The sequence below is a fragment of the Paenibacillus larvae subsp. larvae genome, assembly GCF_002003265.1.
GTDB lineage: Bacteria > Bacillota > Bacilli > Paenibacillales > NBRC-103111 > Paenibacillus_H > Paenibacillus_H larvae.
In genome coordinates, this window is the sequence record NZ_CP019687.1 from 3,712,610 (window position 1) to 3,737,267 (window position 24,658).

At 40.4% G+C, this 24,658-nt stretch carries 24 protein-coding genes and 1 pseudogene; 22 read left to right on the forward strand and 3 right to left on the reverse strand.

The genetic code is table 11. The annotated features are described in order from the left end of the window. The first annotated feature begins 1 nt into the window (after position 1). The 5 genes from BXP28_RS19290 to BXP28_RS24635 all read left to right on the forward strand — a co-directional run bounded on the left by BXP28_RS19290 (position 2) and on the right by BXP28_RS24635 (position 6,828). Complete coding sequence (locus BXP28_RS19290) at positions 2-2,614, forward strand: binary toxin-like calcium binding domain-containing protein (RefSeq protein WP_051427981.1); 2,613 nt, start codon at positions 2-4, stop codon at positions 2,612-2,614. Between the two features lie 526 nt (positions 2,615-3,140). Beyond that, on the forward strand, positions 3,141-3,746 hold the full coding sequence (locus BXP28_RS19295; RefSeq protein ID WP_023485294.1) for an ADP-ribosyltransferase: 606 nt from the start codon (positions 3,141-3,143) through the stop codon (positions 3,744-3,746). A gap of 354 nt (positions 3,747-4,100) precedes the next feature. Beyond that, positions 4,101-6,062 (forward strand): pre-toxin TG domain-containing protein, encoded by a 1,962-nt coding sequence (locus BXP28_RS19300; protein WP_024095338.1) that lies wholly within the window; start codon positions 4,101-4,103, stop codon positions 6,060-6,062. 12 nt (positions 6,063-6,074) lie between these two features. Beyond that, positions 6,075-6,473 (forward strand): hypothetical protein, encoded by a 399-nt coding sequence (locus tag BXP28_RS19305; protein ID WP_036655922.1) that lies wholly within the window; start codon positions 6,075-6,077, stop codon positions 6,471-6,473. Between the two features lie 238 nt (positions 6,474-6,711). Beyond that, a complete protein-coding gene (locus BXP28_RS24635) occupies positions 6,712-6,828 on the forward strand; it encodes a YjcZ family sporulation protein (RefSeq protein WP_226989778.1) in 117 nt (38 codons plus the stop codon). 101 nt (positions 6,829-6,929) lie between these two features. Here BXP28_RS24635 and BXP28_RS19310 read toward each other — a convergent pair whose 3' ends face one another. Further along, positions 6,930-7,973 carry a glycosyltransferase family 2 protein gene (locus BXP28_RS19310; protein ID WP_158673691.1) on the reverse strand — a complete coding sequence of 348 codons (1,044 nt, stop codon included), beginning with the start codon at positions 7,971-7,973 and terminating at the stop codon, positions 6,930-6,932. 106 nt (positions 7,974-8,079) lie between these two features. Between BXP28_RS19310 and BXP28_RS19315 the strand changes: the two genes are divergently transcribed. From BXP28_RS19315 to BXP28_RS19350, 9 genes are all read left to right on the forward strand, one after another. Further along, positions 8,080-8,415, forward strand: a complete 336-nt coding sequence (locus BXP28_RS19315; RefSeq protein WP_024095336.1) for a helix-turn-helix domain-containing protein — start codon at positions 8,080-8,082, stop codon at positions 8,413-8,415. 395 nt (positions 8,416-8,810) lie between these two features. After that, on the forward strand, positions 8,811-9,131 hold the full coding sequence (locus tag BXP28_RS19325) for a YjdF family protein (protein ID WP_235430747.1): 321 nt from the start codon (positions 8,811-8,813) through the stop codon (positions 9,129-9,131). Between the two features lie 145 nt (positions 9,132-9,276). Beyond that, positions 9,277-9,729, forward strand: coding sequence for a MarR family winged helix-turn-helix transcriptional regulator (locus BXP28_RS19330; RefSeq protein ID WP_226989776.1), 453 nt, complete (start codon positions 9,277-9,279; stop codon positions 9,727-9,729). Between the two features lie 88 nt (positions 9,730-9,817). After that, entirely contained in the window at positions 9,818-9,943 is a 126-nt protein-coding gene (locus BXP28_RS24640; RefSeq protein WP_024095335.1) for a hypothetical protein, read from the forward strand. Positions 9,944-9,971: 28 nt separating this feature from the next. Beyond that, positions 9,972-11,111, forward strand: a complete 1,140-nt coding sequence (locus BXP28_RS19335) for an MFS transporter (protein ID WP_158529831.1) — start codon at positions 9,972-9,974, stop codon at positions 11,109-11,111. Between the two features lie 16 nt (positions 11,112-11,127). Next, entirely contained in the window at positions 11,128-11,511 is a 384-nt protein-coding gene (locus BXP28_RS24645) for a hypothetical protein (protein ID WP_023484398.1), read from the forward strand. Further along, positions 11,486-12,013 carry a hypothetical protein gene (locus BXP28_RS24650; protein ID WP_235430746.1) on the forward strand — a complete coding sequence of 176 codons (528 nt, stop codon included), beginning with the start codon at positions 11,486-11,488 and terminating at the stop codon, positions 12,011-12,013. The genes BXP28_RS24645 and BXP28_RS24650 overlap by 26 nt, the downstream gene beginning before the upstream one ends. Before the next feature lie 172 nt (positions 12,014-12,185). Continuing rightward, on the forward strand, positions 12,186-12,614 hold the full coding sequence (locus BXP28_RS19345) for a 3'-5' exonuclease (RefSeq protein WP_023484400.1): 429 nt from the start codon (positions 12,186-12,188) through the stop codon (positions 12,612-12,614). Between the two features lie 98 nt (positions 12,615-12,712). Next, the gene (locus BXP28_RS19350) at positions 12,713-13,195 is read left to right on the forward strand and encodes a hypothetical protein (RefSeq protein ID WP_051427985.1); all 483 of its coding nucleotides are present in this window, start codon (positions 12,713-12,715) and stop codon (positions 13,193-13,195) included. 674 nt (positions 13,196-13,869) lie between these two features. On the opposite strand, the gene BXP28_RS25350 is transcribed toward BXP28_RS19350, so the two are convergent. Next, entirely contained in the window at positions 13,870-14,067 is a 198-nt protein-coding gene (locus tag BXP28_RS25350; RefSeq protein ID WP_077585283.1) for an integrase core domain-containing protein, read from the reverse strand. Between the two features lie 478 nt (positions 14,068-14,545). On the opposite strand from BXP28_RS25350, the pseudogene BXP28_RS19360 reads away from it, so the two are divergent. From BXP28_RS19360 to BXP28_RS19375, 4 genes and pseudogenes are all read left to right on the forward strand, one after another. Continuing rightward, positions 14,546-15,989 (forward strand): annotated as a pseudogene (locus tag BXP28_RS19360) (PTS mannitol transporter subunit IIBC). 85 nt (positions 15,990-16,074) lie between these two features. Continuing rightward, complete coding sequence (locus tag BXP28_RS19365) at positions 16,075-18,195, forward strand: BglG family transcription antiterminator (protein WP_077585175.1); 2,121 nt, start codon at positions 16,075-16,077, stop codon at positions 18,193-18,195. Positions 18,196-18,238: 43 nt separating this feature from the next. Next, on the forward strand, positions 18,239-18,679 hold the full coding sequence (locus BXP28_RS19370) for a PTS mannitol transporter subunit IIA (RefSeq protein ID WP_023485400.1): 441 nt from the start codon (positions 18,239-18,241) through the stop codon (positions 18,677-18,679). Between the two features lies 1 nt (position 18,680). Then, positions 18,681-19,829 carry a mannitol-1-phosphate 5-dehydrogenase gene (locus tag BXP28_RS19375; RefSeq protein WP_023485401.1) on the forward strand — a complete coding sequence of 383 codons (1,149 nt, stop codon included), beginning with the start codon at positions 18,681-18,683 and terminating at the stop codon, positions 19,827-19,829. 120 nt (positions 19,830-19,949) lie between these two features. On the opposite strand, the gene BXP28_RS19380 is transcribed toward BXP28_RS19375, so the two are convergent. Continuing rightward, on the reverse strand, positions 19,950-20,228 hold the full coding sequence (locus BXP28_RS19380; RefSeq protein ID WP_374049674.1) for a DDE-type integrase/transposase/recombinase: 279 nt from the start codon (positions 20,226-20,228) through the stop codon (positions 19,950-19,952). A gap of 268 nt (positions 20,229-20,496) precedes the next feature. Between BXP28_RS19380 and BXP28_RS19385 the strand changes: the two genes are divergently transcribed. From BXP28_RS19385 to BXP28_RS19400, 4 genes are all read left to right on the forward strand, one after another. Further along, positions 20,497-21,558 (forward strand): hypothetical protein, encoded by a 1,062-nt coding sequence (locus BXP28_RS19385; protein ID WP_036655934.1) that lies wholly within the window; start codon positions 20,497-20,499, stop codon positions 21,556-21,558. Positions 21,559-21,819: 261 nt separating this feature from the next. Continuing rightward, positions 21,820-23,184 (forward strand): hypothetical protein, encoded by a 1,365-nt coding sequence (locus BXP28_RS19390; protein ID WP_077585176.1) that lies wholly within the window; start codon positions 21,820-21,822, stop codon positions 23,182-23,184. 377 nt (positions 23,185-23,561) lie between these two features. Beyond that, entirely contained in the window at positions 23,562-24,071 is a 510-nt protein-coding gene (locus BXP28_RS19395) for a hypothetical protein (RefSeq protein ID WP_023484104.1), read from the forward strand. Positions 24,072-24,089: 18 nt separating this feature from the next. Further along, on the forward strand, positions 24,090-24,269 hold the full coding sequence (locus BXP28_RS19400; protein ID WP_036655938.1) for a hypothetical protein: 180 nt from the start codon (positions 24,090-24,092) through the stop codon (positions 24,267-24,269). Positions 24,270-24,658: the final 389 nt, after the last annotated feature.

The following is a 24,658-nucleotide window of genomic DNA, read 5'->3' on the forward strand; positions in this document are numbered from 1 at the left end:
AATGATACAGACAGAAGAGAAAATGCTAAAAGCTGTAGGTCAATTCTTCTACGGAGACAATTTTAACGAACTGGCCTTTGTTGTGGCACGGGGCATCAATGGGTTTAAATTAGATAAAAGAACATTAGATGGCGTTGATTTTAAAAAGACAATACAATCTGTTCGGTGGTTAGCTAATTTCACGCCAAAGGAAAGCGGCGTTTATACATTCACCATTAATCCTCATTGTTTTGCGCATATTCTGATTGACGGCGAAAATGCTAAGGATCAAGAAATACAGTTAGAAGCAGGAAAAAGTTATCCATTCGTGGTAGCTTACTTTGGAAATCCGATGACAGAACAAGAAGAGCTGCTTCAATTAGACGTGCACTATACCTTCAATCAACAAGAAACAAAAGAGATTGAGGTTGAAACCTTTTCTATTCCTGAAATCATTTCTTTTGAAAGTCTTCCAATGGGTACTGATTCTAGAACGGAGAATAAACTGCCTGATACAGATGAAGATGGTATTTGTGATGAGTGGGAAGTGAACGGATATTATGTGAAAAACAATATAGCCGTTTTTCCTTGGCCTAAAGAGGGATCACAAGAAGAAAAAGAATTAATCAAGCAAGGATTTAAAAAATTTGTTTCAAATCCATATGAATCTCATACGGCTGGAGACCCCTATTCGGATTTGGAAAAAGCAAGTGGCGCGCTTGATCGTACAATTCACAAAGTAGCCAGGGATCCTCTTGTTGCGGCATATCCCAGTATTACAGTTGGCATGGAAGAACTGATTCTTTCAAATAATGAAAATATTAGCTCGACAAAGGGAAAGACCGTTAGTCGGTCCACTTCTTCCAGTGTTAGTGACTCTAATACGTTAGGAATCGATGTAAGTACGGGCTTTTCTCTTTTTCAAGGATTTTCAGCATCTGTTACCGGCCATTATTCCCATTCCTCTACGCATACCGTTGATTCTTCCAATACTTCAGGGCAAGATTGGCAGCATCAATTAGAATTAAATACCGGACAATCTGCTTATATGAATGCCAATGTACGCTATTATAATACGGGGACAGCCCCTGTATATAACCTGGTTCCGACCACCAATTTAGTGTTAGGAAGACAAACCATTGCTACCGTCACCGGACAACTCAATCAAAGATCGCTTAGTTTAACGCCCGGGCAGACGTATCCTAAACAACATTTACATGGGGTGGCTTTAAATACAATAGATCAGTTTAGTTCGGCTCCCATTGCTCTTAATATCAATCAATTGGATAGACTAGAATCGGGAGAAAAATTAAAGTTAGAAACGACTCAATTTCAGGGAGCATTTGCAAAAAGATCTCCCGCTGGCGGGCAAGTAGTACTGGAGGAAAATGAGTGGGCTCATTATATGCCGCAAATAGAAAGTATGACGGCTGGTATCCTGATTAATATGGGGGGAAACCGATTCATTGAACGGCGTGTTGCGGCAAAAGACCCCCTGAATCCCAATGATCGAACTCCAGAATTGACACTGGGAGAAGCCTTAGAAAAATCGATAGGGATGTTCTTAGATAAAGAGAACAAAAATTTTTATTTCATAGATGAAGAAACAGGCAACAGACATATTATAAGCCCTGATCTGGTTCATCTTGTATTTGATAAAAAGACAGAGAAAAAGATAAAGGAAGAACAAGAAAGGAAACCGGACATAAAAACCATTTATGGTATGACCATCCGACCAGAGATGAATATACAAATCAATGTTCCTGTATTATATGATGACTTCACGAAAAATTCCGACAAGTGGAGCGGAGGGGACTATGATACAGAACATGCTTTGTATAAAGGTCAATGTTATGAGATAGGCAAAGAAAAAGAAGGAGTATATAGAAACTTTAGCCTTGAGCGTAATGCTACATATTTAATTGTGATGGCCGTTAAAGGAAGTCCGACAAAGGATAAGAATATTATTGTAGAGATAGATGGAATAACAGGAGTCAAAGAATTTGGAAACTTTAAAGTGGATAAAGACTATAAATATGAGAAGATGGTACTTAAAACATTTGGGGACATGGAAAACCATTTAAAACTTCATATTAAGAATAATACCAACGATCCTATATACATTGATAACTTTTCTATTGTAAAAATAGGAAGAGGTATTGATGAATTGGAAAAAGAAAATATAGAATATGCTAAAAATATTAAATATACCGATAAATTTTATATTTATGGAATATCAGGAGAAAAAATCATTACAAATGATAGAAGTCTTCCTGTTATGAAAAATAAGGGTGAGACCGAACAACAAAAATTTTCAATTCAATATTGGGGTAATGGAACATGTAAAATTATTGATACATCTACTGGTCATGTTTTGACATGGATTGAGAAACTTGCATTTTTAGTTTTTTCACAAAATACAGGAGGAACTCATAAAAATCAATTTTGGTATTTGAAAAAATCGACTAATCCAAACCAAATGGGCTATCAAATTATAAATTATTTGGATAGAAGCAAAGTATTAGAATATGACACTGGTAAAGATGGAAAAGTAAAAGATGGAGGGCTAATTCGAATTGCAACACTAGATGAAAACAAACCATCACAATACTTCAAATTTCCCCAGAAAGTCTAAGATATTAAAGATTACAAGATAAACTGGATTTTAAGATAGATGGAAATAACATGTCTATGCGGCAGGTTATTTTTGCATTGATCTTGTTTTGGACGTGGTAACGGTTATTCAAATAGTTGGTTGTGAATTTTTGCGTTTTTAGTGATTTGGTGCCAGTCAGGTTCACTCCTTTTATTTTTCCTAATATGCTTTTTGCATGAAGTTTCGAAGCATTTTTTACGATTGCTAAACTAGTTGGAGGTCAAATGCTGTTAGGAGGTTATCATCTACTTGAATAATCAACTGAAAAGATTATCTGTGATGGAATATACGAAACCTTAAAGGAAAAAAAGAGCATTTGAAATACTAAAAGCACCTTTTCGAATTCATCAGGAAAGGAAGAAATATATAAAGCATCGAAGAATAAAATTCTTATTAAAATTTTAAGCTTGCTAAGAGAGCTTGGCAATTATTTTTTTTATAAGTTAAGTTCAAACGAAAAATTAACCATTAAAAAACAAAATTTCCAATAAAAGATGAATATATCATGATAGATTTTCGTATTGATAAGGAAAAAGCAAAAAAGTGGGGAAAAAAAGAATACTCGAAATGGAAATCAACATTAACAGAAGAAGAAAAAAGACAAATTACACTATATACTAGAAACGCTAGTCCTATTAATACCTATCTTAGAGAAGAGGGTATAGGATCCAAACCTGACATGGATAAGAAAATTGAACTAATAGACAAAGCACTGATTAAAACAAAGTTAAAGGATTCGGTAACAGTATATCGTGGTACAGATGGGATTATTTTTGGAAAAGAATTCCAAACCACTTTGATGAATGGGAATAAGGTTAATGGGGAAGTGGCCAAGAAAATTAAAAAAGAATTTGAAGGAACAATGTTATTGGAGCGAGGATACTTAAGCACATCATTAGTTAATGGAACACTATTTCTTGCAAGACCAGTTCTTATAGAATTAAAGATTCCTAAAGGGGGTAATGCTGGGTATGTAGATCCTATTAGTTACTATCCCGGCCAGCTTGAGATGTTACTACCCAGAGATACTAAATATTATATTGATAATATAAAGATTATTGTAAATGGTGGATCGCAGAGATTAAAAGTAGAGGCCAGAGTATTAAGTTGAGTCCATAGAGGATATAATTAACCTGTCTTAGCGGCAGGTTATTTTTACATTGATCCCTATTAATTGTTTCGCTTTTATTTAGTGAATTGGTTGTAGGCAAGATTGTCAAGGGGTACAACTTTAAATACAGAAAAAAATCTAAAAAAACTCTTGACAAAAGGTCTTTGCAACCATCTCACCCAGAAACCCTTGTTTTTGCAACCAGATCTTTTCTGATCCTCAATTGTGTTGAATTCCGCACTTGTATATTTACATAACAGGGAAATATATGGTAAATTTCTATGCGGTCTCTTATTTTATGGAAGTAAGAGGAGTATAAGGAAGTAGATATCATATAATGAAAGGTTGGATTCTATGAGAAAAATAACGAATATTGCAGTTTTGTTCATTTTTGCAGTTATTAGCTTTGTTACTCCCTATACCCAAACTGTTTTTGCAGAAGAAACAAGGTTAACTTTGGAGAAGGAAACAGCGATCTACGATGCTCCCTCTTTCTCTACGAAAACTATTTCTACGATAAGCCCGCAAAAAGTAAAGGTCTTAGAAAAAAGACCGGATGGCTGGTTTAAAGTTTCCACTTGGCTAGGGGATAAGTGGATTGCACCCAAAGGGGCAGTTGTAATACCTAGAGAAACCGAACGATCTCTCAGGTTGTATGAGGGGCCAGATTTGGATAAAACCACAAAATACAAATTGTCTTACATAAATTACGTTTTGGGTCTTGACGGAACATCAGATGGATTTGTTAAAGTTAAAACGCAAAGAGGGGATATGTGGATCATAGCAGACACAGTTCCTTTACAGTTAACCAAAAGTACACCTTTATACAATAGTTCGTCGATCTTTGAAAGTATTGGAATCGTATCACCTCAAAAAGTAAAGGTACTTGAAAAACATCCCAATGGACTTTACAGAATCGTTTCCTGGCTCGGTGAAAAATGGATAGCTCCAAATGGACAAAAAGTTGAATTAGCAAGACAAGCGGATCTATATGACCAACCTCAATTTTCTGCTAAATCAGGTTTTTCACTATCTCCACAAACCGTTACTTTGTTAGAATTCCAATCGCCATGGTACCATAAGGTAAATACTTGGGTCGGTGAAAAGTGGATAGATGTATTATTGAATACTATTGAAGTTAGCGATAAATATATTAATTATGATAATTCTCAAGCGAACAGTATTTTGCAATCCGATATGTTTGTGAATCTGCAAAGTTCTAAAGAAGACCTTCAAAAATATTATGATGACCTTGCTCAACTTCAAAAGAAATTAACATTCTTTGATTGGGATGAATTTAAAAATTTCTTTGATAATTTCGATTTAAATTTAGATTTTTCAGAGCTTAATAAGTCTTTTGAAGAACTAACTGAATGGTCAGCGTCCATGGATGGTTATTGGGAAGATTTTAATGCAAGCATTCAACATATGAGCTCTTCTGTGGGCGAAATACTTTCAAATATTCACATTGATACTTCTAAAATAGAAGAAGCTGGCGATATGATTAAAAAAGCCTGTGATGAAATAAATGAAGGGCTTAAAAAAATGAAGTCTGGATTAGATGTCATTAATGGTGCGGTCTCGAACATTCTTCAGAATCTTACGGACATGAATACGGGAATGAAGCAGGCTCAGGCAGGTCTCAATAAGGCGAACAATGGGATGAGCGTGGCGAATTCAGCCATAGATCAAGCGAAAAAAGCCCATGACACTCTACAGAAATATCTTAAAGACCCTATTAAGGTTAAAAAAGAAACCAGAGGCTCTGAGCTTCCTAAATTAAAGAGCTTAGGATTTGATTTTAGTTCTTATCTGACGCTAGAAAACGTCTCAGTAGCGATTGATTTAATTCCTATTGTAGGAAATATAAAGGCTGGTGGCGAAGTTATATCCGGATACGACCCGATAACGGGTGTTCGCTTAGAGGGACCTGACTATGTGCTAGGTATCATTGGTATTATTGTGGGCGGTGAATTCAAGCAGGTAGGTAAGATTGCGGGTAAAGCAACAGAGCTTGAGGCGAAAGCAAATAAAATTACAAAATCAATGGTTACTGAAACTAAGGGGACTCCTAAGGTAGCAGGAAGGGGACAATCAAAAGGAGGTCATCAACCAACTAATCTTAAGGAACGGCTTGCGATGGAAGAAGCTATGTCAAATCCTGCCGCAGGTAAGACGTTAGAAGGTAAAAATACTGATCCGAGATGGCCTGCCTCCGAGGGATGGGTTAAAAAAGCGCAAAATGTTAATGGTGTTGAGGTGCATTATCAATACAATCCGAAAACTAGAGAAATAGATGATTTTAAGATTAAATAACGAGGTGTTTCAATGAAAGTCAGGTGTATTGCTAACACAGGTAACAAGCTATCGAAAAAGACACAGCAATTGGGAAACTCCGATGAAACAAAATACTCTTTAAAGGTTGATGAAAGTTATATTGTATACGGACAACATCTTTACAGAGGGGTTCTAAGTTACCTAATACTTGGGAATGATGAAAACCTTCCATCATGGTATCCTGCCGAACTATTTGAGGTAACAGATTCTTTGCTTCCTTTAGAATGGTACTATCAATTTTATGGATATGAAAACAGTATTAGTGCTGTCTGGGGCTACAAAGAACTTGTAACCATTGAATCACATCATGATGATCTTTTAGAACGGGAAGATAAAGCGATACGAATCTTCTTGAAGAGAAAGAAAGAGATAGACGAATTTAGTGAATAGTTCATTTCTTTTGGGAAGCAATCCAGTTTTGTATGAATCCATTGTTCAAGCACTACCATATACTTGACAAAATCGCTAATAAAATTCCAAAGGCTCAAAGGAGGAGAAGGAAGTAAATAGAAAAGAACAAAAAATAGCTCTTAAATTCCTTACCGCAGCCCGGTTGGTTCCAAAAGTCCAAGCATGCTCTGATTTCCGTCATAGAATATATTGAACCTAAAGGAAGGGAGTGTTACTTATGTCGTATGGAGGATGCGGTGCTGGAACCTCAAGTTATGGGGGATTCACAAGTACAGGAGCGATTCTAGTCCTGTTCATTTTATTGGTCATCATTTCTCGAACCTTTTTATATTAAACAAGTGTAGGAGAAATAGGATAACAATAACCTGTCTTTGCGGCAGGTTATTTTTGTGCAAAATAAAAAGCCCCGAAGGGCTTACTTAAACAATAACTACATTACGCAGTTTCTCGTTCACCTACGAGATGTTGTAATTCCGAGTCGTTCAGGCTTCTGGTGTGGACTGTTTTATTCCACGTTTTCTTTTTACGTTGGAGCAATCCGATAAACCAAATAGGAACCCATGAGATGGAGAATAGATATACTTGTGGTGTCCACAAGATAGCTTTTGACTTCTTTTCCATAATAAGTCCTATTAAAGGTATGATGTAATAGATAATAAGGGCAGTAAACCATACCCATGAGTGCCGTATAAGACCGAAATCAAATAACCATGCCATTAGAAATGAAAACATCGTTATGGATGTTAATATAATACGTGATGGGTTGAAGAGATATAGGAAAATATCAAATGCTATGAATCCTTTTCGACTAAATACCATTTTAAGAAGTGGCCATCCGTACTTGAAACTACAATCGATATGACCCCGCGCCCATCTACAACGTTGGACGAATGAAGCCTTCATTTTTAACGGCTTTTCATCAAACGTTTTGGCCGTATGAACCCATCGAACAGTTTTTCCTGTAGCCAGAGCATAACGGGCCACATATTCCAAATCCTCCGTTAACGATTCAGTTCCCCATCCTATATTTTTCAATACGGATGTTTTAAAACACATACCCGTACCACCAAGCTGAGCGGAAAGCCCCAACTTTTCACGGGCCAATTGGTATATACGATTGGTTGCCCAATAAGCATAGGCATAGGATTTTGAAATCCAGCTATCTTTAGGATTCTTGGAATCGAGATAAAGTTGCAATACTTCGGCTCCACTAACAATGCGTTGATTAAGCACCTTCAATGTGTTTGGCGTGACGAGATTATCTGCATCTAATACCAGGACTGCATCATAGGTGGTTCCACGAGCTTCCATATTCCATAGTTGATTAAACGCCCATTCAAGTCCGTATCCTTTAGATTTCTTTGTCGGGTCATGTCGTTCTAATAAATGAGCGCCGTTATGCCGAGCCACAAGAGCAGTGCTATCAGTGCAGTTATCGGCTATAACGTAAATATCATATAGATTGCGGGGATAATCCAATGAATCTATATAAGTTGAACTTAAGTTTTAGAAAAGAATGGTAAGGAAATGTACACCTGCTTGTCGAATAAGATAAGGAAACCCATTCAGACAGGCAGGGATTAAGATGAATAATCTATTCGCATTAAACGAAGTGACACAAGCCATGAAACAAGCAAAGAAACGGCGCATGTATGAACGTTACCAAGCCTTGTATTTGCACCTGAAGGGAAAGTCAGTTAAAGAGATTGCCGAGACCCTGAACCGAAGCGCAGAAACAGTGAAAAACTACATCCAAGCGTATGAAACCGGTGGATTAGCGGCTCTGCAAATGAAGTATTCTCCCGGTGCACCCGTTCATCTCTTCCAGAAACGGATGCAACAGCTTCGCATGATACAGTTTATGGACGAAATAATGAAAAGCCCCGATTCAATTATTGATCGTCTCTGTATCAGGTTTTGATCCTGATTTCTTTAGTTCAACTTATATAGAAGGGAAGGGTTTCAGCGAAAAAGAGCTCTTGGATAAAGAGCCGCGTATTTCTGTCCAATCGCTGTATTACTCAGTATGGAAGGGAATGCGCCGCACTAAACTCCACTTATATGCTGGGGATGCGGCCGAGAAAGCCATAATTTTAGGCATCCCGAACAGGATATTTTCCATTGCACCGGCACTTATTACTTTGATTTGTTTCATTGCTTGAACATGACTCGAGGCCTATAAGCATCTCATAATGATGCAGCACTATTGAGAAAATCTGTACATTTATGGTAAGATTGTAAATATCACACTTCGGGAAGGAGCACAATCCTATAAAACTAACAGTCTTATACGATGGCCAGTTTTGGATAGGCGTCATCGAATGGGAAGAGGGCGCAAGATTCAAAGCCGGACGATACATTTTTGGAGCAGAGCCTAAAGATGAAGAAGTTTTGGAATTTGTAAATCAGCATATGATGAAGCTTGTCGAACAGATCACGGCCTCCATTCCCATCGAGCAGAGGGTTGAGTTCAAGGTCAATCCCAAAAGAATGATCAGAGAGACGAAGAAGGAGACATCGACACGCAATGTCAGCTCCAAGGCGCAGCAAGCGATGAAAGAGGAGTTGGAACTACGTAAGAAACAGAGAATCGTGGAGTCGAAAGAGCGAAGGGAAGAGATCAATGCTTATAAGTGAGAAGTGGCACGGCAGAAAGCCAAGGCGAAGCATAGGGGACGTTGAGCGGATGGATAAAAATTCGTATCTCATATAGTTGCATATACAATTACTTTGTGTTAAGATTTGTCGTATGCCTAAAGATATTGGTTAAAGGGGTGTGCCGTTGAAGAAGGAACCATATGAATCTGATATGCACAGCAGCCTTGGTTATAATCTGCATCGGATCGGACAACTGGTTCGTGAAGAGACGAGCATACCGCTCAAGCAATACGGGATTACGCCGGAGCAATGGCAAATTTTGATCGCTTTGTACGAACGGGATTCCATTACACCGACTGAGCTCGGTGAGGCGACACTTCGTGATAAAACGACGATTTCGAGAATTCTCCCTGCCCTTCTCCAGAAAGGGATTATTGAGAAAAAGGCGAATCCCAACGATGGCAGAAGCTATATGATTAAACTGAGTGAGCATTATCGAGAAATGATCGTGAAATCTCTGGTCGATGTCAAGGTTCATTTCGAGGAGAAGGTGTTCCCGATTATTCTGACGGAGCAAGAACAGAGCATATTATTGGAAATTATTTTGAAATTGCGAAGAGGTTTGAAGGACAACTGATGAGCGGGTAGATGGCGATGCACATGTAACGATCGTATCGCTTTGCAAATAATTGTATATACAACCATAATGGGTGGAGGCTGAGAGAATGAATCAATCCCAGACAAAATGGATTATATTCGCGCTAATGAGCATTTTATTTATTTCTTCGATGGATCAAACGATTGTTTCTACCGGGATGACGATCATTTTGAAGGATCTTGGACATTTTTGAGCTGTACAGCTGGGTGTTCACGGTCTTCATGTTAACCTCTACTGCAGTTGTCCCAGTAATCGGCAAGTTGTCCGATCTATATGGACGTAAACGATTTTATATGATCGGGCTGATACTGTTTCTGACTGGCAGCCTTCTGTGCGGGTATGCATCGAGCATGCCGCAATTTATTATTTATCGAGGCATTCAAGGGATAGGAGCAGGAATCATTATGCCGGTAACGTTCACGCTGCTCATGGTTCTGTATCCACAGGATAAATGGGGGAGCATGCAAGCGTTGTTCGGCATCACCTTCGGTCTGTCGGCACTAGTAGGCCCACTGATAGGAGCTTTTATTACCGAGGTTTTTCACTGGAGATGGAATTTCTTTATTAACCTGCCGATAGGTCTTGCCGCTTTTTTGATAATTATGTCGAATATGAAAGAGAACAAAAAGCACGAGAAGCCCAAGATCGACTATACCGGCGCGATGATGATTATTGCTGCCACAGTTACTTTAATCCTATCGATGAGACTCATTGAATTGCAGTACAGCTGGTCCTCTTGGCAGGTTTTGGCGCTCCTTGTCCTATTTATTATTTCGACGATAGTTTTTATCCTCGTTGAGAAAAAGGCGCAGGAGCCGATTATACCGCTCGATATGTTCTCCAACCGCGTCGTCAGCGGAACTTTGCTTACGGTTTTTATGCAAGGAAGCACGCAAGTGATGTCGATCTTATTTATCCCGATGTTTTTGACGGAGGTATATAAGCAAAAAGTCTCGGGTACAGGTGTTATCCTGACCGTACTCATGTTGAGCGTGATGGTTGGCTCTATCATCGGCGGCAAGCTGATTTCGTTCATGAGTTACCGGCTAAACCTGATATATGACAGATTGGTAGGAGTAGCGACCTCAAGCGTCAGCTATTTCCGGAACATCGGTGGCATCATTGCATCTGCAATTGTCGGGACTTACGTGAATATTCAGCTATCTCGGCAATTGACGGCGGGGTTGGAGGGGAACGGTCTGCCGGTACAATCGGGTTCAAGCGTAAGCGAAATCATTGACCAGGCCAAGGCGAGCGAAATCAATTCGACGATCCCGCAATTATTCGCCGACTCGCTCCATATCTGTAACTGGATCCTTCTGATTGGAATATTGATTTCGATACTATTTGTATCAATCTAAAAAGGAGAGCAATATTATGGCTGAAACCACAAAAGGCTTTAAAATGACCGACGATTTAAAGAACAGAATCAATAGCACCATTGAAGCATCCAGAATGACAGATAAAGATTGGATCGAAGCTGTAACCAACCTTTGGGTTATGCGGGATATGAAAAATGGAATGCCGGACTTCCAGAAAGATGTTTCGGAGCTAGAGTTACATACCAACCGAATTAACGAGTTGGTCATGAACATGATTCAACGCTCCAGTTTTGAAAAAGAGGAGATCCATCGAAAAGCTGAAGAACTGAAAGAGTCTAAAAATCAAATGATTGAAGAATGTCAGTTTGAGATAAGTGATTTAAAAAAGCAACTACAAGCTGCTTCGGAGGAAGTTGAAAGATCAACAAATGAAAGATGAAGCTGAACGCCTTGTTCGCCAGATGGAAGAAGCCAGTGAAAATAACAAGTTGTTAATCCAGGAGTACAAAGAAAAAAATGATACGTTAACCGGACTCGTAAATGACTTTCGCCAAGGTTATGAAGAGAGTAAGTCTTGCAAACGCGAAGTTAACCGGTTAACACAACATATCACTAAGCTCCAAGAGGAACTCAACAAAGAAAAAGAAAATGTTAAAAGCTTGGATGAGATCCGGAAAGAGGCTCTTCGTCAAGCCGAGGAACGTCATCAAGCAGAAATAGGACGTATCGTCGAAAAGAAAGAGGTCGAAAAAGAACGCGAGCTGTTACAGATTCGGACTGAGTTCCAGGATAAGCTCCAAAAATCAAACGAAGAATCGACAATAAAAATTCAATCTTTTTATGAACGTATTGAACAGCTTCGCAAGGAACATGAGCAGGAATTAAAGAAACAATCTGAAGCGTATGAGAAGCAGATCGAACAAATCAAAAAGCAAAAATAAGAAATTGTGTTTAAGGATTTGGCTGAAGCTGTGGTAGTGCGCCGTACAGCTGCGGCCAAACTACATGAGGCGTGGAGGTTGAGGGGAAATGGAAAGGATACACGGCGGCTGGAGGAATGTACCGGATCATTTAAAATGCAAAACCGATCTTCGGGCAATGGGTTGAAACCGTTTGGCCAAAAAGCTGCAATTATTAAAGCACGCGCCGCGCAACTGGCTGCTCGGACAAAGAAGCAAACAATTGTATCAGGGTATATGTGATTATTGCCGGGAAAGAGTCTTTATTGAGAAAACAAGCGAGAATGCTCTTGAATTTATCCGGAGTTGGATTAAGTCCAAATATCTTATCTTGGATACAGAAACCACTGGAATAGAATATGACTCCGAAATTGTAGACATTGCCATTATCGATCTTGACAAAAACCTGATTTTTGCGTCGTTGGTTAAACCGATCTGCCCCATTCCGGAAGAAGCAACAATGATCCATGGAATCACGAACGAAATGGTTGCTGATGCTCCAAGTTGGCTTGAAGTTTGGGCACAGGTTCAAAAACTTCTCTCCGGTAAGACCTTGCTAATTTATAATGCCGATTTTGATTAAATTAACTTAAAATCGTCAAAAAACTATACTTTTTAATGAACCAATATGTGCTAATCTATTTATGGATTTATAGATTATACATAAGGAGAACTCAAGCTATGAAGAAAAAAAACACTTTCTTGGCAGGTTTATCGGTTCTATTCTTGACGGTTGCTGTAACGGCTGCTGCTGCGGAGGCACCTGCAACTAATGCAGTATTCCCGTCTACATACTCGACATCTAGTGAGGAAATCGAAATCACTCCTATGGAAGTTGATAAGACTTGGCACGATACAGCTAATGGTGGAGCAACAGTGGTAAGGACCTTTAATATCAATGCAAATTATGGCCATTTAAAGTTGTTTATGCAGAACCATAGCACTAAACCGGTTACTGTGAACTTGGAGCATAGCAATACAGGTCTTGTGTATTTCAGTAAAACGATTCCCGCTGGTGGTTCATTAACATGGAAAAACTTTGAACAAGGGTTTCCACAAGGCATGCGTATCGGAGATTACAAACTTACCTGGAGTGGTGGCGGTACTAATGTCAATGGAGAATATTGGGGAAAAGCGGCATCACAAAAAATAGACCTTCCCTAATTCCAAGATAAATTAAAGAGCTTTGTAGAACGAGTAGGAAAGTTTTAAAGGCTTTTTTATTTTGGTCAATCCAGATAAGAAGCTGCTTCAACAACCTGGAATGAAGCGAATAAAATAACCGGTCCCTTAAGTGTACAAGGAACCGGTTATTTACTTATCATGGTTAGGTTGACTCTTCAACGCGATCTATTTTTCGTGTTGACTTCCAAATTAAGCCGACCGCCTATAGTTATAGCGCGGCTATTGCAAGACCGTGGACGTTAGCAGCGTCTGCGGTCATTTTTAGTATATAATTCTTAAGCTAATTTTATCACTCTATTTGAATGTATTCAATAGGGGTTGCACAGAATGTACAGAATTCCTCAAATTTGGGGGAGCAAAGCTTACCGGCTTTTGTGAAACATTGAAATTTTATTTTGCAACTTATTACCGGTTCAAGAAAACGCCAATCTTTATTTTCTCCGCGAACGAGTTGCCTGGATATCTGATTGAATGCACGTATCACCTCAGAACTGGGCGGAAATTCTATGAAGGTTAAACTCCCTAATTGTGGACACTGTACCTCCTATCAAATTGATTTTATAAAATTTCTCCAAATTGCGATTTATTCTGGAGTTTCACACCTTTATTGTCTTTGGCTCCACGGTTTTTTTCCTGACCGCATCCATGTATTCTTAAGGCGACATGTCGTAGATGCTACCGTGGATGCGGTTGTGGTTGTAGTTATGAATAAAGCCGCTAACGATTTCGTACGCCTGCTTATAACTTTCATATTCGTGACGCTGATAACACTCTATCTCTAGAATGGCAAGAAAAGACTCGATATGAGCATTCTTGTTAGGAGTCTTCGGCTGTATACGCTCGTGGACAATTTTGAAGCGCTCACAGGCCTATCGATGCAGAATAGCTGCTTCTTTGTTCGAACTTCTAATCCTTCCAAACCATGGACATATCGGCGTCGCCATTTCACCAGGGTTGAACTTTAGACATAAGAAATGCTCCCTTCATAGTAGCAGGTTTTTATTATTTCACCTGTCTACTATAAGGGGAGCATATCACTTTGTCGACAGTCTGTATTTTCGCATAAATGCGAAAATTTTAATTAAAGGGGATTCTTTTTACTCTGTTTTCACGCCCATTTGGCAGGTTTTATTTAAATTTGTCAGGAATTCGCGTGACGGGAGTGTGTTTTCATTTGATTGAAGGTTTGTTTCCTCCTGTTTGATAATAAAAGTAAAGCAAGCAACAATACCGGTTATGAGCCGGATAGGATATCGCTTACTTGTCTCTATTTTGTAAAATGTCTTTTGTAAGACGATGGGGAAATTTATAAGGAGGGTCTGCTCATGAATCAGGCAACAAAAGCGAAAACAGGAGGAAGCGTTCAGGTTGGCGTTCAGAAGTTCGGCCGGTTCCTAAGCGGGATGGTCATGCCAAACATCGGGGCGTTTATTGCTTGGGGGCTGATTACGGCCCTGTTTATTGAAAGCGGATGGCTGCCAAACGCTTCCCTGGCCGAAATGGTCGATCCGATGATTAAGTATCTGCTTCCACTATTGATCGGATACACGGGCGGTAAGATGATTTATGATGCGCGCGGGGAGTCCTCGGTGCAATAGCCACGATGGGGATTATTATAGGAGCCGACATTCCTATGCTCCTTGGTGCCATGATTATGGGTCCGCTTGGCGGATATTTGATGAGACAGGTGGACAAACTTTTTGAAGGAAGAATCCGTGCGGGTTTCGAGATGCTTGTGAACAATTTTTCCGCCGGTATTCTGGGGGCTATTCTTGCTATCTTCGGATACTGGGGAGTCGGTCCTGTCATAAGCACTTTCACTAACGCGTTAGCTGGCGGTGTCCAAGCTATTATCAATGCAGGATTGCTTCCATTAGTAAGTATTTTCGTAGAACCGGCAAAAGTGTTGTTCCTGAACAATGCTATCAACCACGGGATTTTCAGCCCGCTTGGATTAAAAGAGGCGGCAGAAGCGGGAAAATCAATTTTCTTTCTGATTGAGTCTAATCCCGGCCCCGGTCTTGGTATTCTTCTTGCCTACATTATCGTTGGCAGAGGCTCGGCCAAACAATCGGCTCTTGGTGCCTCTATTATTCATTTCTTTGGTGGTATTCACGAAATTTATTTCCCTTATATCCTGATGAATCCAAGATTGATTCTTGCTGTAATCGGCGGCGGAATGGGAGGGTTATTCACCTTCCATCTGCTGAATGCAGGGCTTGTTGACACTCCTTCTCCCGGAAGCATTATTTCTCTGGCGGCTATGGCACCAAAAGGCGGTTTGGTACCGGTGCTTGCCGGGGTTTTAGTAAGTACCGTCATTTCCTTTCTGATTGCCTGTGCGTTCGTCAAATCGGCAGATGAAAGTGATCTGGAGACGGCGACTGAGAAAATGAAGGCAATGAAAACCAAGCCCGCTCAAGATGCAGACTCGGCAGTTTCGGAAACTCCGGCAGCATCTGCGAATGAGGCTGTTAAAGAAATTCCTGCGAAGGTAAATAGAGTGATCTTTGCTTGTGATGCCGGTATGGGGTCCAGCGCCATGGGTGCATCCATCTTGAAAAAGAAATTTAAAACTGCTGGCATAACAGATATTGAAGTCACGAATAAAGCGATCAACGATCTTCCACAGGATGTAGATGTTGTTATTACCCAGCAGACACTGACTAACCGGGCAAAATCAGTAGTACCGAACGCTTACCACGTTTCGGTGGATAACTTCTTATCCAGCCCTAAATACGATGAGCTCGTGAAAGAATTGAAAAAAGAATAAGGAGAGAGAGGAAGGGGCGACTGTAGAATTAGCTTCCCTTCTTCCTTTTGGACCATGAATATAAAAGGTAAGAAGGTGAGGGCGAATGAAAGGTCTAGACATTCCTTCAAGGCAGAGGGGGATCTTGTTTATGCTCCTTCACCGCGAGGAAAGCATTACCGTTGAACAGATAGCGAAAGAGCTGGATATCAGCCCAAGAACCGTTCATCGTGAGTTGAAAGCTATTGAAACAATCCTGGATTCATATCGGTTAAAGCTCCGGAAAAAAACGAGAGTGGGGCTGGAACTGGAGGGGAGCAAGGAGCATAAGGATAAGCTGACGCAGGCCCTTTTGTTTACACCGGTTCAAGAATATACAGTGCCGGAACGCAAGGTCTACCTGCTGAGCATGCTGCTGGAATCATCTGAACCAATCAAATTGTTTACTTTATCCAATGAATTGAAGGTCACGGCGGCTACAGTCAGCAATGATCTGAACCAGCTAGCAGATTGGTTCAAGCAATATAAGCTGAGGCTGATCCGTAGGCGAGGGTATGGCATTCTGCTAACCGGGAGCGAAGAAGCCAAGCGAAAAGCCATTCTGTCTCTGATTATCGGCCATTTTACGGATGCCGAATTGTTTATGCTGATTCAAGGGTATCCGGCTTTAAGAGACCGGCAGGCCCGCATTTCTCCAGTTTCCAATAAATTGCTGGATCTGATTGCCCGGGATAAGCTTGAGATGATCGATTCGGCTCTTGGAGAAATCGATAAAGAACTGATGGCTCCCTTTGCCGACACATCTTATTTATATTTTATGGTGTATTTGGCCCTTATGCTGAAACGTCTGGAGCTTGGCCAGGAGCTGAGCCTGGATGCTACTTCCAAAGAAGCTGCCAAAAGGGCCCCGGAATATAATGTGGCCGAAAAAATTTTCAGACATATCGCTGAAACATTCGGCGTCGAACTTCCGGAAGACGAGGCTTGCGGGTTTACCCCATATATTAAAAGCGGAAAACTGCGAAAACCAAGCGAAGAATGGATCGATGCGGAAAATATTGAACTTTCCACTTTAGTCTACGAACTGGTTAGTTACTGTGAACAGAAACTTCATGCTGACCTGCTTTCAGACAGAAACCTGATGCAGGGGCTCGTCTCTCATTTGGAGCCGTCAATTTACCGGATACGTGAAAACATTATTGTCCAAAATCCGTATCTGGACCAAATCCGCTCTGATTATGCCCATGTGTATCAGATAGTGGAAGAAGCGGTACATCAGGTAATGCCGCAAGTGAAAGTACCTGACGATGAAATCGGATTTCTTGTTATGCATATAGCGGCTTCTCTGGATAACAAGCATTTGCTTCATAAAACATTTAAAGGATTAGTATTTTGTGCCAGCGGTATTGGCACGTCGAAAATGCTGGCCACTCGGATTCGGAACAAAATTCCTGAACTGCAGGTACTGAAAAATGTTTCTATCTTTGAACTGGACCAGATTGATCCCGGTGCTTTCGACCTGATTATTTCAACGGTCAAGCTGCCTATTGATGCCTCTCAATATGTACTGGTCAGTCCATTATTAACTGATGGGGAAGTAGAGATGATCCGCAGGTTGCTGGAACAAAAAGAGGCGGTCCGGAAGGGAAAGAAAGAAAAGGTACGTGAAGGACTGTCTGATAAGGAAATGAGGGCAACAGTCAAATCTTTACAGGTTATGGAACAGGGGAAGGCATATTTGGAAGAGTCACTTCATTTAAGCAGACAATTTCGTCTCGAATACTTGAGGGTAAACGGACGAAGTCTCGAGGAGGTACTGCTTGAAATTTGTACCGGCTTGAGCAAAGAAGGAGTTTTGGGAGATGCCGAAGCTGTGACTGCCAGGCTGTTGGAGAGGGAGAAACAAGGAGGACTTGGCATTCCCGGATCAAAACTTGCCTTTTTTCATTGCCGGCACGAATCGGTTTATACCACCTCTTTCACAATGTATGACTTAAGTGAAGAAAAAAACCTTATTGCCATGGACCAGCAGTGGATAGGCATCAGCAGGCTGATGCTGCTGCTAAGTCCGGTAAAGGTGAAGGAGGAAAAACTTGAAGTCCTGAGCTTCGTCAGTTCCCTTTTTGTCGAAAGGGAGCCTGTAGATATATTCAGTTCCGGAAACCAGGCCAGGCTGAATGCTTACCTGTCCGGCCAATTGCTTGAGTTTTGCCAGAAAAAGCTTTAACCCCAAATTTATACAGATGATTTTTAAAAGGAGAGGAAACACAATGACACAAACCATTTTAACTGCAGACAAAATTAAACTGGACGCCAAACCGGCAACAAAAAAAGAAGCCATTACAATGGCTGGCCAATTACTCGTTCAGGCAGGCTGCGTTTCTGAAGATTACATTCAGAGCATGATGGAGCGGGAAGAGCTGCAAACAACATATATGGGTTTCGGCGTAGCTATTCCTCATGGAACCAAAGAAGCAAAGACTTTTATCCGGTCTACGGGAATTTCAGTAGTTCAAGTCCGCGAAGGAGTAGACTTCGGTAACGGGAATGTGGCAAAGATTCTGATAGGAATTGCTGCGGTTGGGGATGAGCATCTGGATATCATTCAAAACCTGGCTCTCTTAATCTCGGAAGAGGAAAATGTAGATAAGCTGGTTCATGCAGATACCGCCAAAGCCGTTATCGATATGATTGAGCAGGGGGATGAATAAGATGAAAGCCGTACACTTCGGAGCTGGAAACATCGGAAGAGGATTTATCGGGCTGTTGCTTAGTAAATCCGGCTATGAAGTATGTTTTGTGGACGTGAATCAGGATGTGGTGAATGAAATCAACTGCAGAGGAAAATATACAGTCCGGATTGCGGATGCCGGTCAGGAAGAAATAGAGGTAGAAGGAGTACGTGCCGTAAATAGTCAGGATGAAGAGGCTGTTGTAAGGGAAATTATCCAAGCTGATTTCATTACGACAGCTGTCGGGCCATCCATTCTGCCGTTAATCGCTCCGACAATCCGTCATGGAATCCGGGAAAGGGTGAAGGAGAATCAGACTCCTCTTCATGTCATTGCTTGCGAAAATATGGTAGGGGGAAGCACTGTACTGAAGCAGCATGTGCTCGAAACTTTGACCGAAGAAGAGCGGGATCGTATATCCGGATTAATCGGATTTCCGGATTCCGCAGTAGATCGTATCGTTCCTAACCAGCAGCATGAAGATAGGCTGACGGTAGAGGTGGAGCCTTTCTTTGAATGGATCATTGACCGGTCCAAATTTCAAGGTGAGGTCCCCCCAATTCAAGGGGCTCTTTATGTGGATGACCTGACTCCTTATATTGAACGAAAGCTGTTTACTGTAAACACCGGACATGCCATTGCCGCTTATCTGGGTTACCACTACGGTATTTCATCTATTGAAAAGGCCGTTACACATTCCGAGATCAGGAAGATAACTTTAAAAGCTTTGGGTGAATCGGGGGAAGTATTAGTCCGGAAATACGCTTTTCCTAAGGAAGAACATCAGGCGTACATTCACAAAATTTTGACCCGTTTTGAGAATCCGTATTTGGCAGATGAGGTTACACGTATTGGCCGGTCACCGGTCCGTAAGCTGGGTTTCCGGGACCGTCTTGTAAATCCGGCATCGCAGGCTTTAGAGTTTGGGATTACTCCAGAGGGTCTGGCAACGGGCATGGCGGCAGCATTACTGTTCGATTATGCTGAAGATCCCGAAGCTAACCAAATACAGGAGACTATCCGGGAGGAAGGGCTTCCTGGCGCAATTAAACTTTATACAGGTTTGGGGGAGAGCAGCAGGTTAAGCTGTCTTATTCAAGACAAATACAAAGAACTGAACAGCAATTAAAACAATAGTTATTTATAACGACCGCTCTAACGGAAGCGATCGTTTCATAAGCATTTTTTAGCCTAAAGATTTTGTTAGTTGATTTGGTCAAGACCCCGTTTTCAAATGTGGGAAAAAGCTCTATCGAGGCATTGTCATAACATTGCTCCTGCGAGACATGCTGATTTGGGCGCTAACCTTTGGCAGCATGTCGTGGTAAGCGTAGGACGTATACTGGAATCCTTGGTCGCTGTGAACGATCAATCCAGGCACGTCTTTCGTCTGTTTAAAGGCGTTTCTAAACGTTTGGAGAACCAACTCATTATCGTTGCGCCTACTTATGTGGTAGGACAAATCCTTGATGGCTGAAAGATAGAGCCAAGTGTCTCCCACACGATACTGAGTCACATCCGTAACCATACCTGTAATATGTAGCTTCTACGAGAGAACGATGGGGATCCTCGGTTTCCTGTTTCTTACGCTTCAGTAGGCGTTGGATCAGCCTGAATCAGGACATTCGAATGGTAAAAATCGGAAGTCACAGAGCAAAGGCTGATTGTATAGCATGTGTCCGGCTGATTCGTCAGATTGTGGCTACAAGAGGAGCTGAAGTTGGGAAAAATACGGGTTGAGTCTAACAAAGGAGCTAGTATTTATAATTAAAATCTAAGGAGAAGGAAATTTTTTAATGAGTAACCAAGAGATTGTAGAAAGAATAGCTCTTTATTTGGCGAAAACGGATATTCATATGTTTTCAATAATCCTTCAGGAGAATAAAAAATTGCTTACGGATGCAAGTTTCCGGAAGTTTTTTGATTCTTTGTTACAAAGTTCTCCGATTGGCCAATACATTATAGAGTATACCGAATCGTCCGATCATAGATTTAAGGATATGATTTTAGAAGAAGTGATTGATTATATACAAAGTGATAAAGAATACCTGCTCTATAAAGTCCAAATGGAAGTACAGGAAAAGATCGGATCATTGGAGATGGAACTGAATTATTATTACACAAGAAAATATGTTACTGAACAATCACCGGCTTATGTCACCGAAGTGACCCGGTTGGTGAAAATGAACGAACTTACTTCTGAATTACTGCAGTTCAATCACCAACTATCTAAGCTCCAGCTGCTTCTGGGAGAATGGCCTGTAGGGTTTCAAGGACTTCTTGATCAAAAGGAAAGGTTTACTTTAGATAATTTATTGCCGGCACCGGAATCAATAGAAGGTAATTGTAATTCAGATCATCTGGAAGAAGCTGAAAATACTAAAACTTATGTCGACAAGACTAAACTATACGAGTTTCGAAGGAAATTAATTGGCGGTTTCGTCATGGGAGCTGCTTATGATGGTAGCAATATATTTGTTAAAGAAACTGATGTGAAGAGAATGGGGCTTGAAAACGGGGATAAACTGGCAGTGAAGCCATTTGGACAGGAGTATATGTATGATTATCACATAGTCGAGAAGTCAAAAAATCCTACAACAGATCGCGTTCAAGTTGATTTTTGCTTTGTCGAAGAGATCAACGGCCAATTTTGTGTACAGAAACGTTACGCAGGTAGTGAAATTGTACCCATAAATATAGGCAATGATAACATTGTACTTTACCTTGGGGAACAGGATGTCATAAACAAACGGATCCAAGACGGAGACTTGATAAATGTTGCGTTTTATGAGGGGAATACAGACCATGTACGGGTGCTATGGAAACATTCTGTTAAAAAGAATATCCAGGAGGAATAGTTTTAACGGCTAGACGCAAAAACAAGGCTAAACAGAAAGAAGATTAGAAGAACGTATCCGGTTGGAGCCAGGGAAGTGTCAGTACCTTTTATCCAACTCTAAGTAGAAGAATCCATGACGATTATTTGATCAAAAATATATTAAAAAGCATCAGAGCTAGTTTGGCGGCTCGTCCAAAGAGACCAAGGAAAATTGGGAAATAGTTAACATTGTTAAAATTAACCATATATGGTATTCTTAATCTTGAAAAGGAGGATGAAAATGGATAGTCGAATTGCGCTGCGTGTTGAACTTGAAAATGCCATATCAGAAGCCGGATGTACGTTATCAAAACTTCAGCAGATAGGAGGCTCTCATATAGGGAATCTAAGTGATATCCTCCGAAGGGAAGGAAGACTCCGGCCTATCACTATGAAACAGTTAGATACGTTAACAGAAGCCCTCGACTTACCAGAAGGACATTACTATGATCTATACCTTGCTGAGTGTTTCTTTAACAACAGATTGGCAGTTCCCAGAATGAAATCCTTTTTAATTCGCTGTTCCGAGCTGGGGAAAACCGACTTGATCATGAAGGCCATACATATCTTAGTGGAGCATCCCAAGTACATCGAACTTCTTTTTTCTGTAGCAGAGGAATTATATCTGAATGGTCTTGTTGAAGAGTCGCTTCTTTTTTATGAGGAAGTCATTGAGGAGGAAAAGCTTAATCACTCGGATCGTTTGGCTATCAGTCATTACCGAATTTTCAGGGCGAGTATCGGAGCTAATGCCGAAGAAAATTATAAAGCAGTGATTCGTTTTGAAGACTTCCGTAAAAAACTCCCTGAGGCTTTTCAATTGGATGCCTTATTGCAGTTAACGAATGTTTGCCTTTCTCTTGGTAAATGGAACCTAACTGAGCAATTTGCTGATGAATTAAGAATACTCGCTACGATCAGATACCAGGAAGAGCTGCTAATGAAAAAGAACAACAGTGAATCAGAACCACTGAAAACAGAACGCCCTCTTGTTGTGTATTATGGCCAATCCTATCTGATAAAGAGTATTGCACTATTCAAACAAGGCCATTATGAGAAGACGAAACAATATATAGAAGGATATGAAGATCTTAGTTGGTTTGAGATTTTAGACGAACAAGGTAAGAAAGAAGTAGACAACTTCCGCCTTTGGGCAAGAGCAAATAAATATGGTACAAAACTACTTTTAGGGGATGATCTCAGTGTACTTGATGAATACGTAAATTATCTTGCCGAGCATCCAAATGATATTCCTGAAGGTCTTCTCCTGATTACAAAAGCCGCAAATGCACATGGATTTTCCATAGATCATATCTTAGAACAGTTCCCTGAGCCTTCTTTAGAAAATGATGTAAACGTTGTAAGGATTGAATATCATATTGAATTTTATTACCAAAAAGGAATATATGAGTTGAATCAACAGCGCTTTACTACAGGATTGGAATCCATCTTACACTGTCTATCCCTGTCTATCCCTACAAAAAGACACTCTATATCTATATTGTGTGCAGCCCAGTTTGAGCAGTATCAAAACAATGCTTCGGACCCCCAAAGGGAAAAAATCGGAAACTTGATGAAAGAGGTGTTGGAGGTTGAAAAAATCTAAGAAGTTGCTATTAAGTGTTGTATTGGCTACCGCAATACTAGGCAGTGGAATTACTCTCAGTACGCTACAAGTTACCTCTGAAGGTTCTGCTGTCGCTGCTATACATGGATCTGGTCAGGCACCTACTATGTCTGTTGCTATCATACATGGATCTGGACAATAAAAAATTTCTAGGCCCTAAATAACCGGCTTCTTGAGCCGGTTATTTTCACTACCTCTTAATCCGGATCGGGAAATCCGGATTGCATTTACAGGTTTGACGCGCATGCCTCTTCGTAAAGCCTAAACAACTCCTCTCGCAAAAAAAAAATAAACTGGAAAAATGTAGAACCAATGCTATAATATGTGAGAAAATTATCTTGTGGGAGGTTTTTTGAATGGTTGGTAAAAAAGTGAAGATTTGTTTAGCAACATTGGCATTGCTTATCGGATTATCTGCAATTACACCTGCTGCCTTTGCGACAGAAAAAGGAAGTCCACGAATAGAAGAAAAGAACATTTATACACCAACTAAAGAAGAATTGAAACAATTAAGCTTATCAGACATTGAAATCAAACAATTATTTGGAATGAAGAGTACCGGAATTACACTCTACTATGGTGAGGCTTATAACTCAAATGGTGACTTAATTACGGATGGCGAACATAGAGTGAAAAGAGGGAAACTAAGTTGGGCCGTTAAAGCATTAAAAAAAGCATGGGATATGATTCCCAGTAAGGTAAAAGTAGCAGTTGGTGGAGTGGCAGGATTCGCGAAGCTTCTAGATTTTATCGATCATTATACAGGAGCTGTAGAAGATGCTGTTTACGAAGGGTTGATTGCTCTTGGAGTTAACAAAACTGTGGCTTGGTGGATAATGAAGATTTTAACATCACTTGCATTTTAACAGTTAAGGAGGTGAAGCATGAGTCAAAAATCAGTGGTTTATGGGTTTGTTTTGATTTTTATCATTATTTTTATTGTACTGCCCATTATTTTCCCTCACAATCAAATACTTTATTGGGTGCGTAATATTCTGTTTATTGCATTATTAATGGGCTTATTGTATGACTTTATACGTTATATAAAGCGAAAAAAGAGTTAAAGCATTTTATTTACCCCCGTAAAGTAGACAGCCGTGAAGCTCAACGAGATGATTTAAAAATGGAACATGAACATCTATAATGTCTCGTGGAACTTGAGAAACCACTATTTTCAAACAAATGCACCTCCTCATGCTTTTGCAACCATTCTACAATATTGGACCTATTTTTGCAACCAAACTTAACGAGCAATACAAAAAGCGCCAAAATTAACTGTTGAGGCGCTCACGCTTTTTATGGCAATGTGCAAAGAAATAGCTCCCCAAGTTGCAGGGAGCTATCATGAAAATGTTCGGTGGGAAACAAGATTGCTGTAAGAATAGCATAAGTAGCGACACTTATTCAAGTTCGGATTTAGGAATCATTTGCTTAGCACTGGCATAGTATAAAT

What these genes read in the sequence shown, in the direction of transcription:
- BXP28_RS24635 (WP_226989778.1), top strand. Translation starts at nt 6,712, where the DNA reads ATGTCGTATGGAGGATGCGGTGCTGGAACCTCAAGTTATGGGGGATTC.
- BXP28_RS19390 (WP_077585176.1), top strand. Translation starts at nt 21,820, where the DNA reads ATGGATAGTCGAATTGCGCTGCGTGTTGAACTTGAAAATGCCATATCA.
- BXP28_RS19365 (WP_077585175.1), top strand. Translation starts at nt 16,075, where the DNA reads ATGAAAGGTCTAGACATTCCTTCAAGGCAGAGGGGGATCTTGTTTATG.
- BXP28_RS19395 (WP_023484104.1), top strand. Translation starts at nt 23,562, where the DNA reads ATGGTTGGTAAAAAAGTGAAGATTTGTTTAGCAACATTGGCATTGCTT.
- BXP28_RS19350 (WP_051427985.1), top strand. Translation starts at nt 12,713, where the DNA reads ATGAAGAAAAAAAACACTTTCTTGGCAGGTTTATCGGTTCTATTCTTG.
- BXP28_RS19385 (WP_036655934.1), top strand. Translation starts at nt 20,497, where the DNA reads ATGAGTAACCAAGAGATTGTAGAAAGAATAGCTCTTTATTTGGCGAAA.
- BXP28_RS19380 (WP_374049674.1), bottom strand. Translation starts at nt 20,228, where the DNA reads ATGGTTACGGATGTGACTCAGTATCGTGTGGGAGACACTTGGCTCTAT.
- BXP28_RS19290 (WP_051427981.1), top strand. Translation starts at nt 2, where the DNA reads ATGATACAGACAGAAGAGAAAATGCTAAAAGCTGTAGGTCAATTCTTC.
- BXP28_RS19400 (WP_036655938.1), top strand. Translation starts at nt 24,090, where the DNA reads ATGAGTCAAAAATCAGTGGTTTATGGGTTTGTTTTGATTTTTATCATT.
- BXP28_RS19375 (WP_023485401.1), top strand. Translation starts at nt 18,681, where the DNA reads ATGAAAGCCGTACACTTCGGAGCTGGAAACATCGGAAGAGGATTTATC.
- BXP28_RS24640 (WP_024095335.1), top strand. Translation starts at nt 9,818, where the DNA reads ATGAATCAATCCCAGACAAAATGGATTATATTCGCGCTAATGAGCATT.
- BXP28_RS19335 (WP_158529831.1), top strand. Translation starts at nt 9,972, where the DNA reads ATGTTAACCTCTACTGCAGTTGTCCCAGTAATCGGCAAGTTGTCCGAT.
- BXP28_RS19305 (WP_036655922.1), top strand. Translation starts at nt 6,075, where the DNA reads ATGAAAGTCAGGTGTATTGCTAACACAGGTAACAAGCTATCGAAAAAG.
- BXP28_RS19300 (WP_024095338.1), top strand. Translation starts at nt 4,101, where the DNA reads ATGAGAAAAATAACGAATATTGCAGTTTTGTTCATTTTTGCAGTTATT.
- BXP28_RS19295 (WP_023485294.1), top strand. Translation starts at nt 3,141, where the DNA reads ATGATAGATTTTCGTATTGATAAGGAAAAAGCAAAAAAGTGGGGAAAA.
- BXP28_RS19315 (WP_024095336.1), top strand. Translation starts at nt 8,080, where the DNA reads ATGAATAATCTATTCGCATTAAACGAAGTGACACAAGCCATGAAACAA.
- BXP28_RS19370 (WP_023485400.1), top strand. Translation starts at nt 18,239, where the DNA reads ATGACACAAACCATTTTAACTGCAGACAAAATTAAACTGGACGCCAAA.
- BXP28_RS24645 (WP_023484398.1), top strand. Translation starts at nt 11,128, where the DNA reads ATGGCTGAAACCACAAAAGGCTTTAAAATGACCGACGATTTAAAGAAC.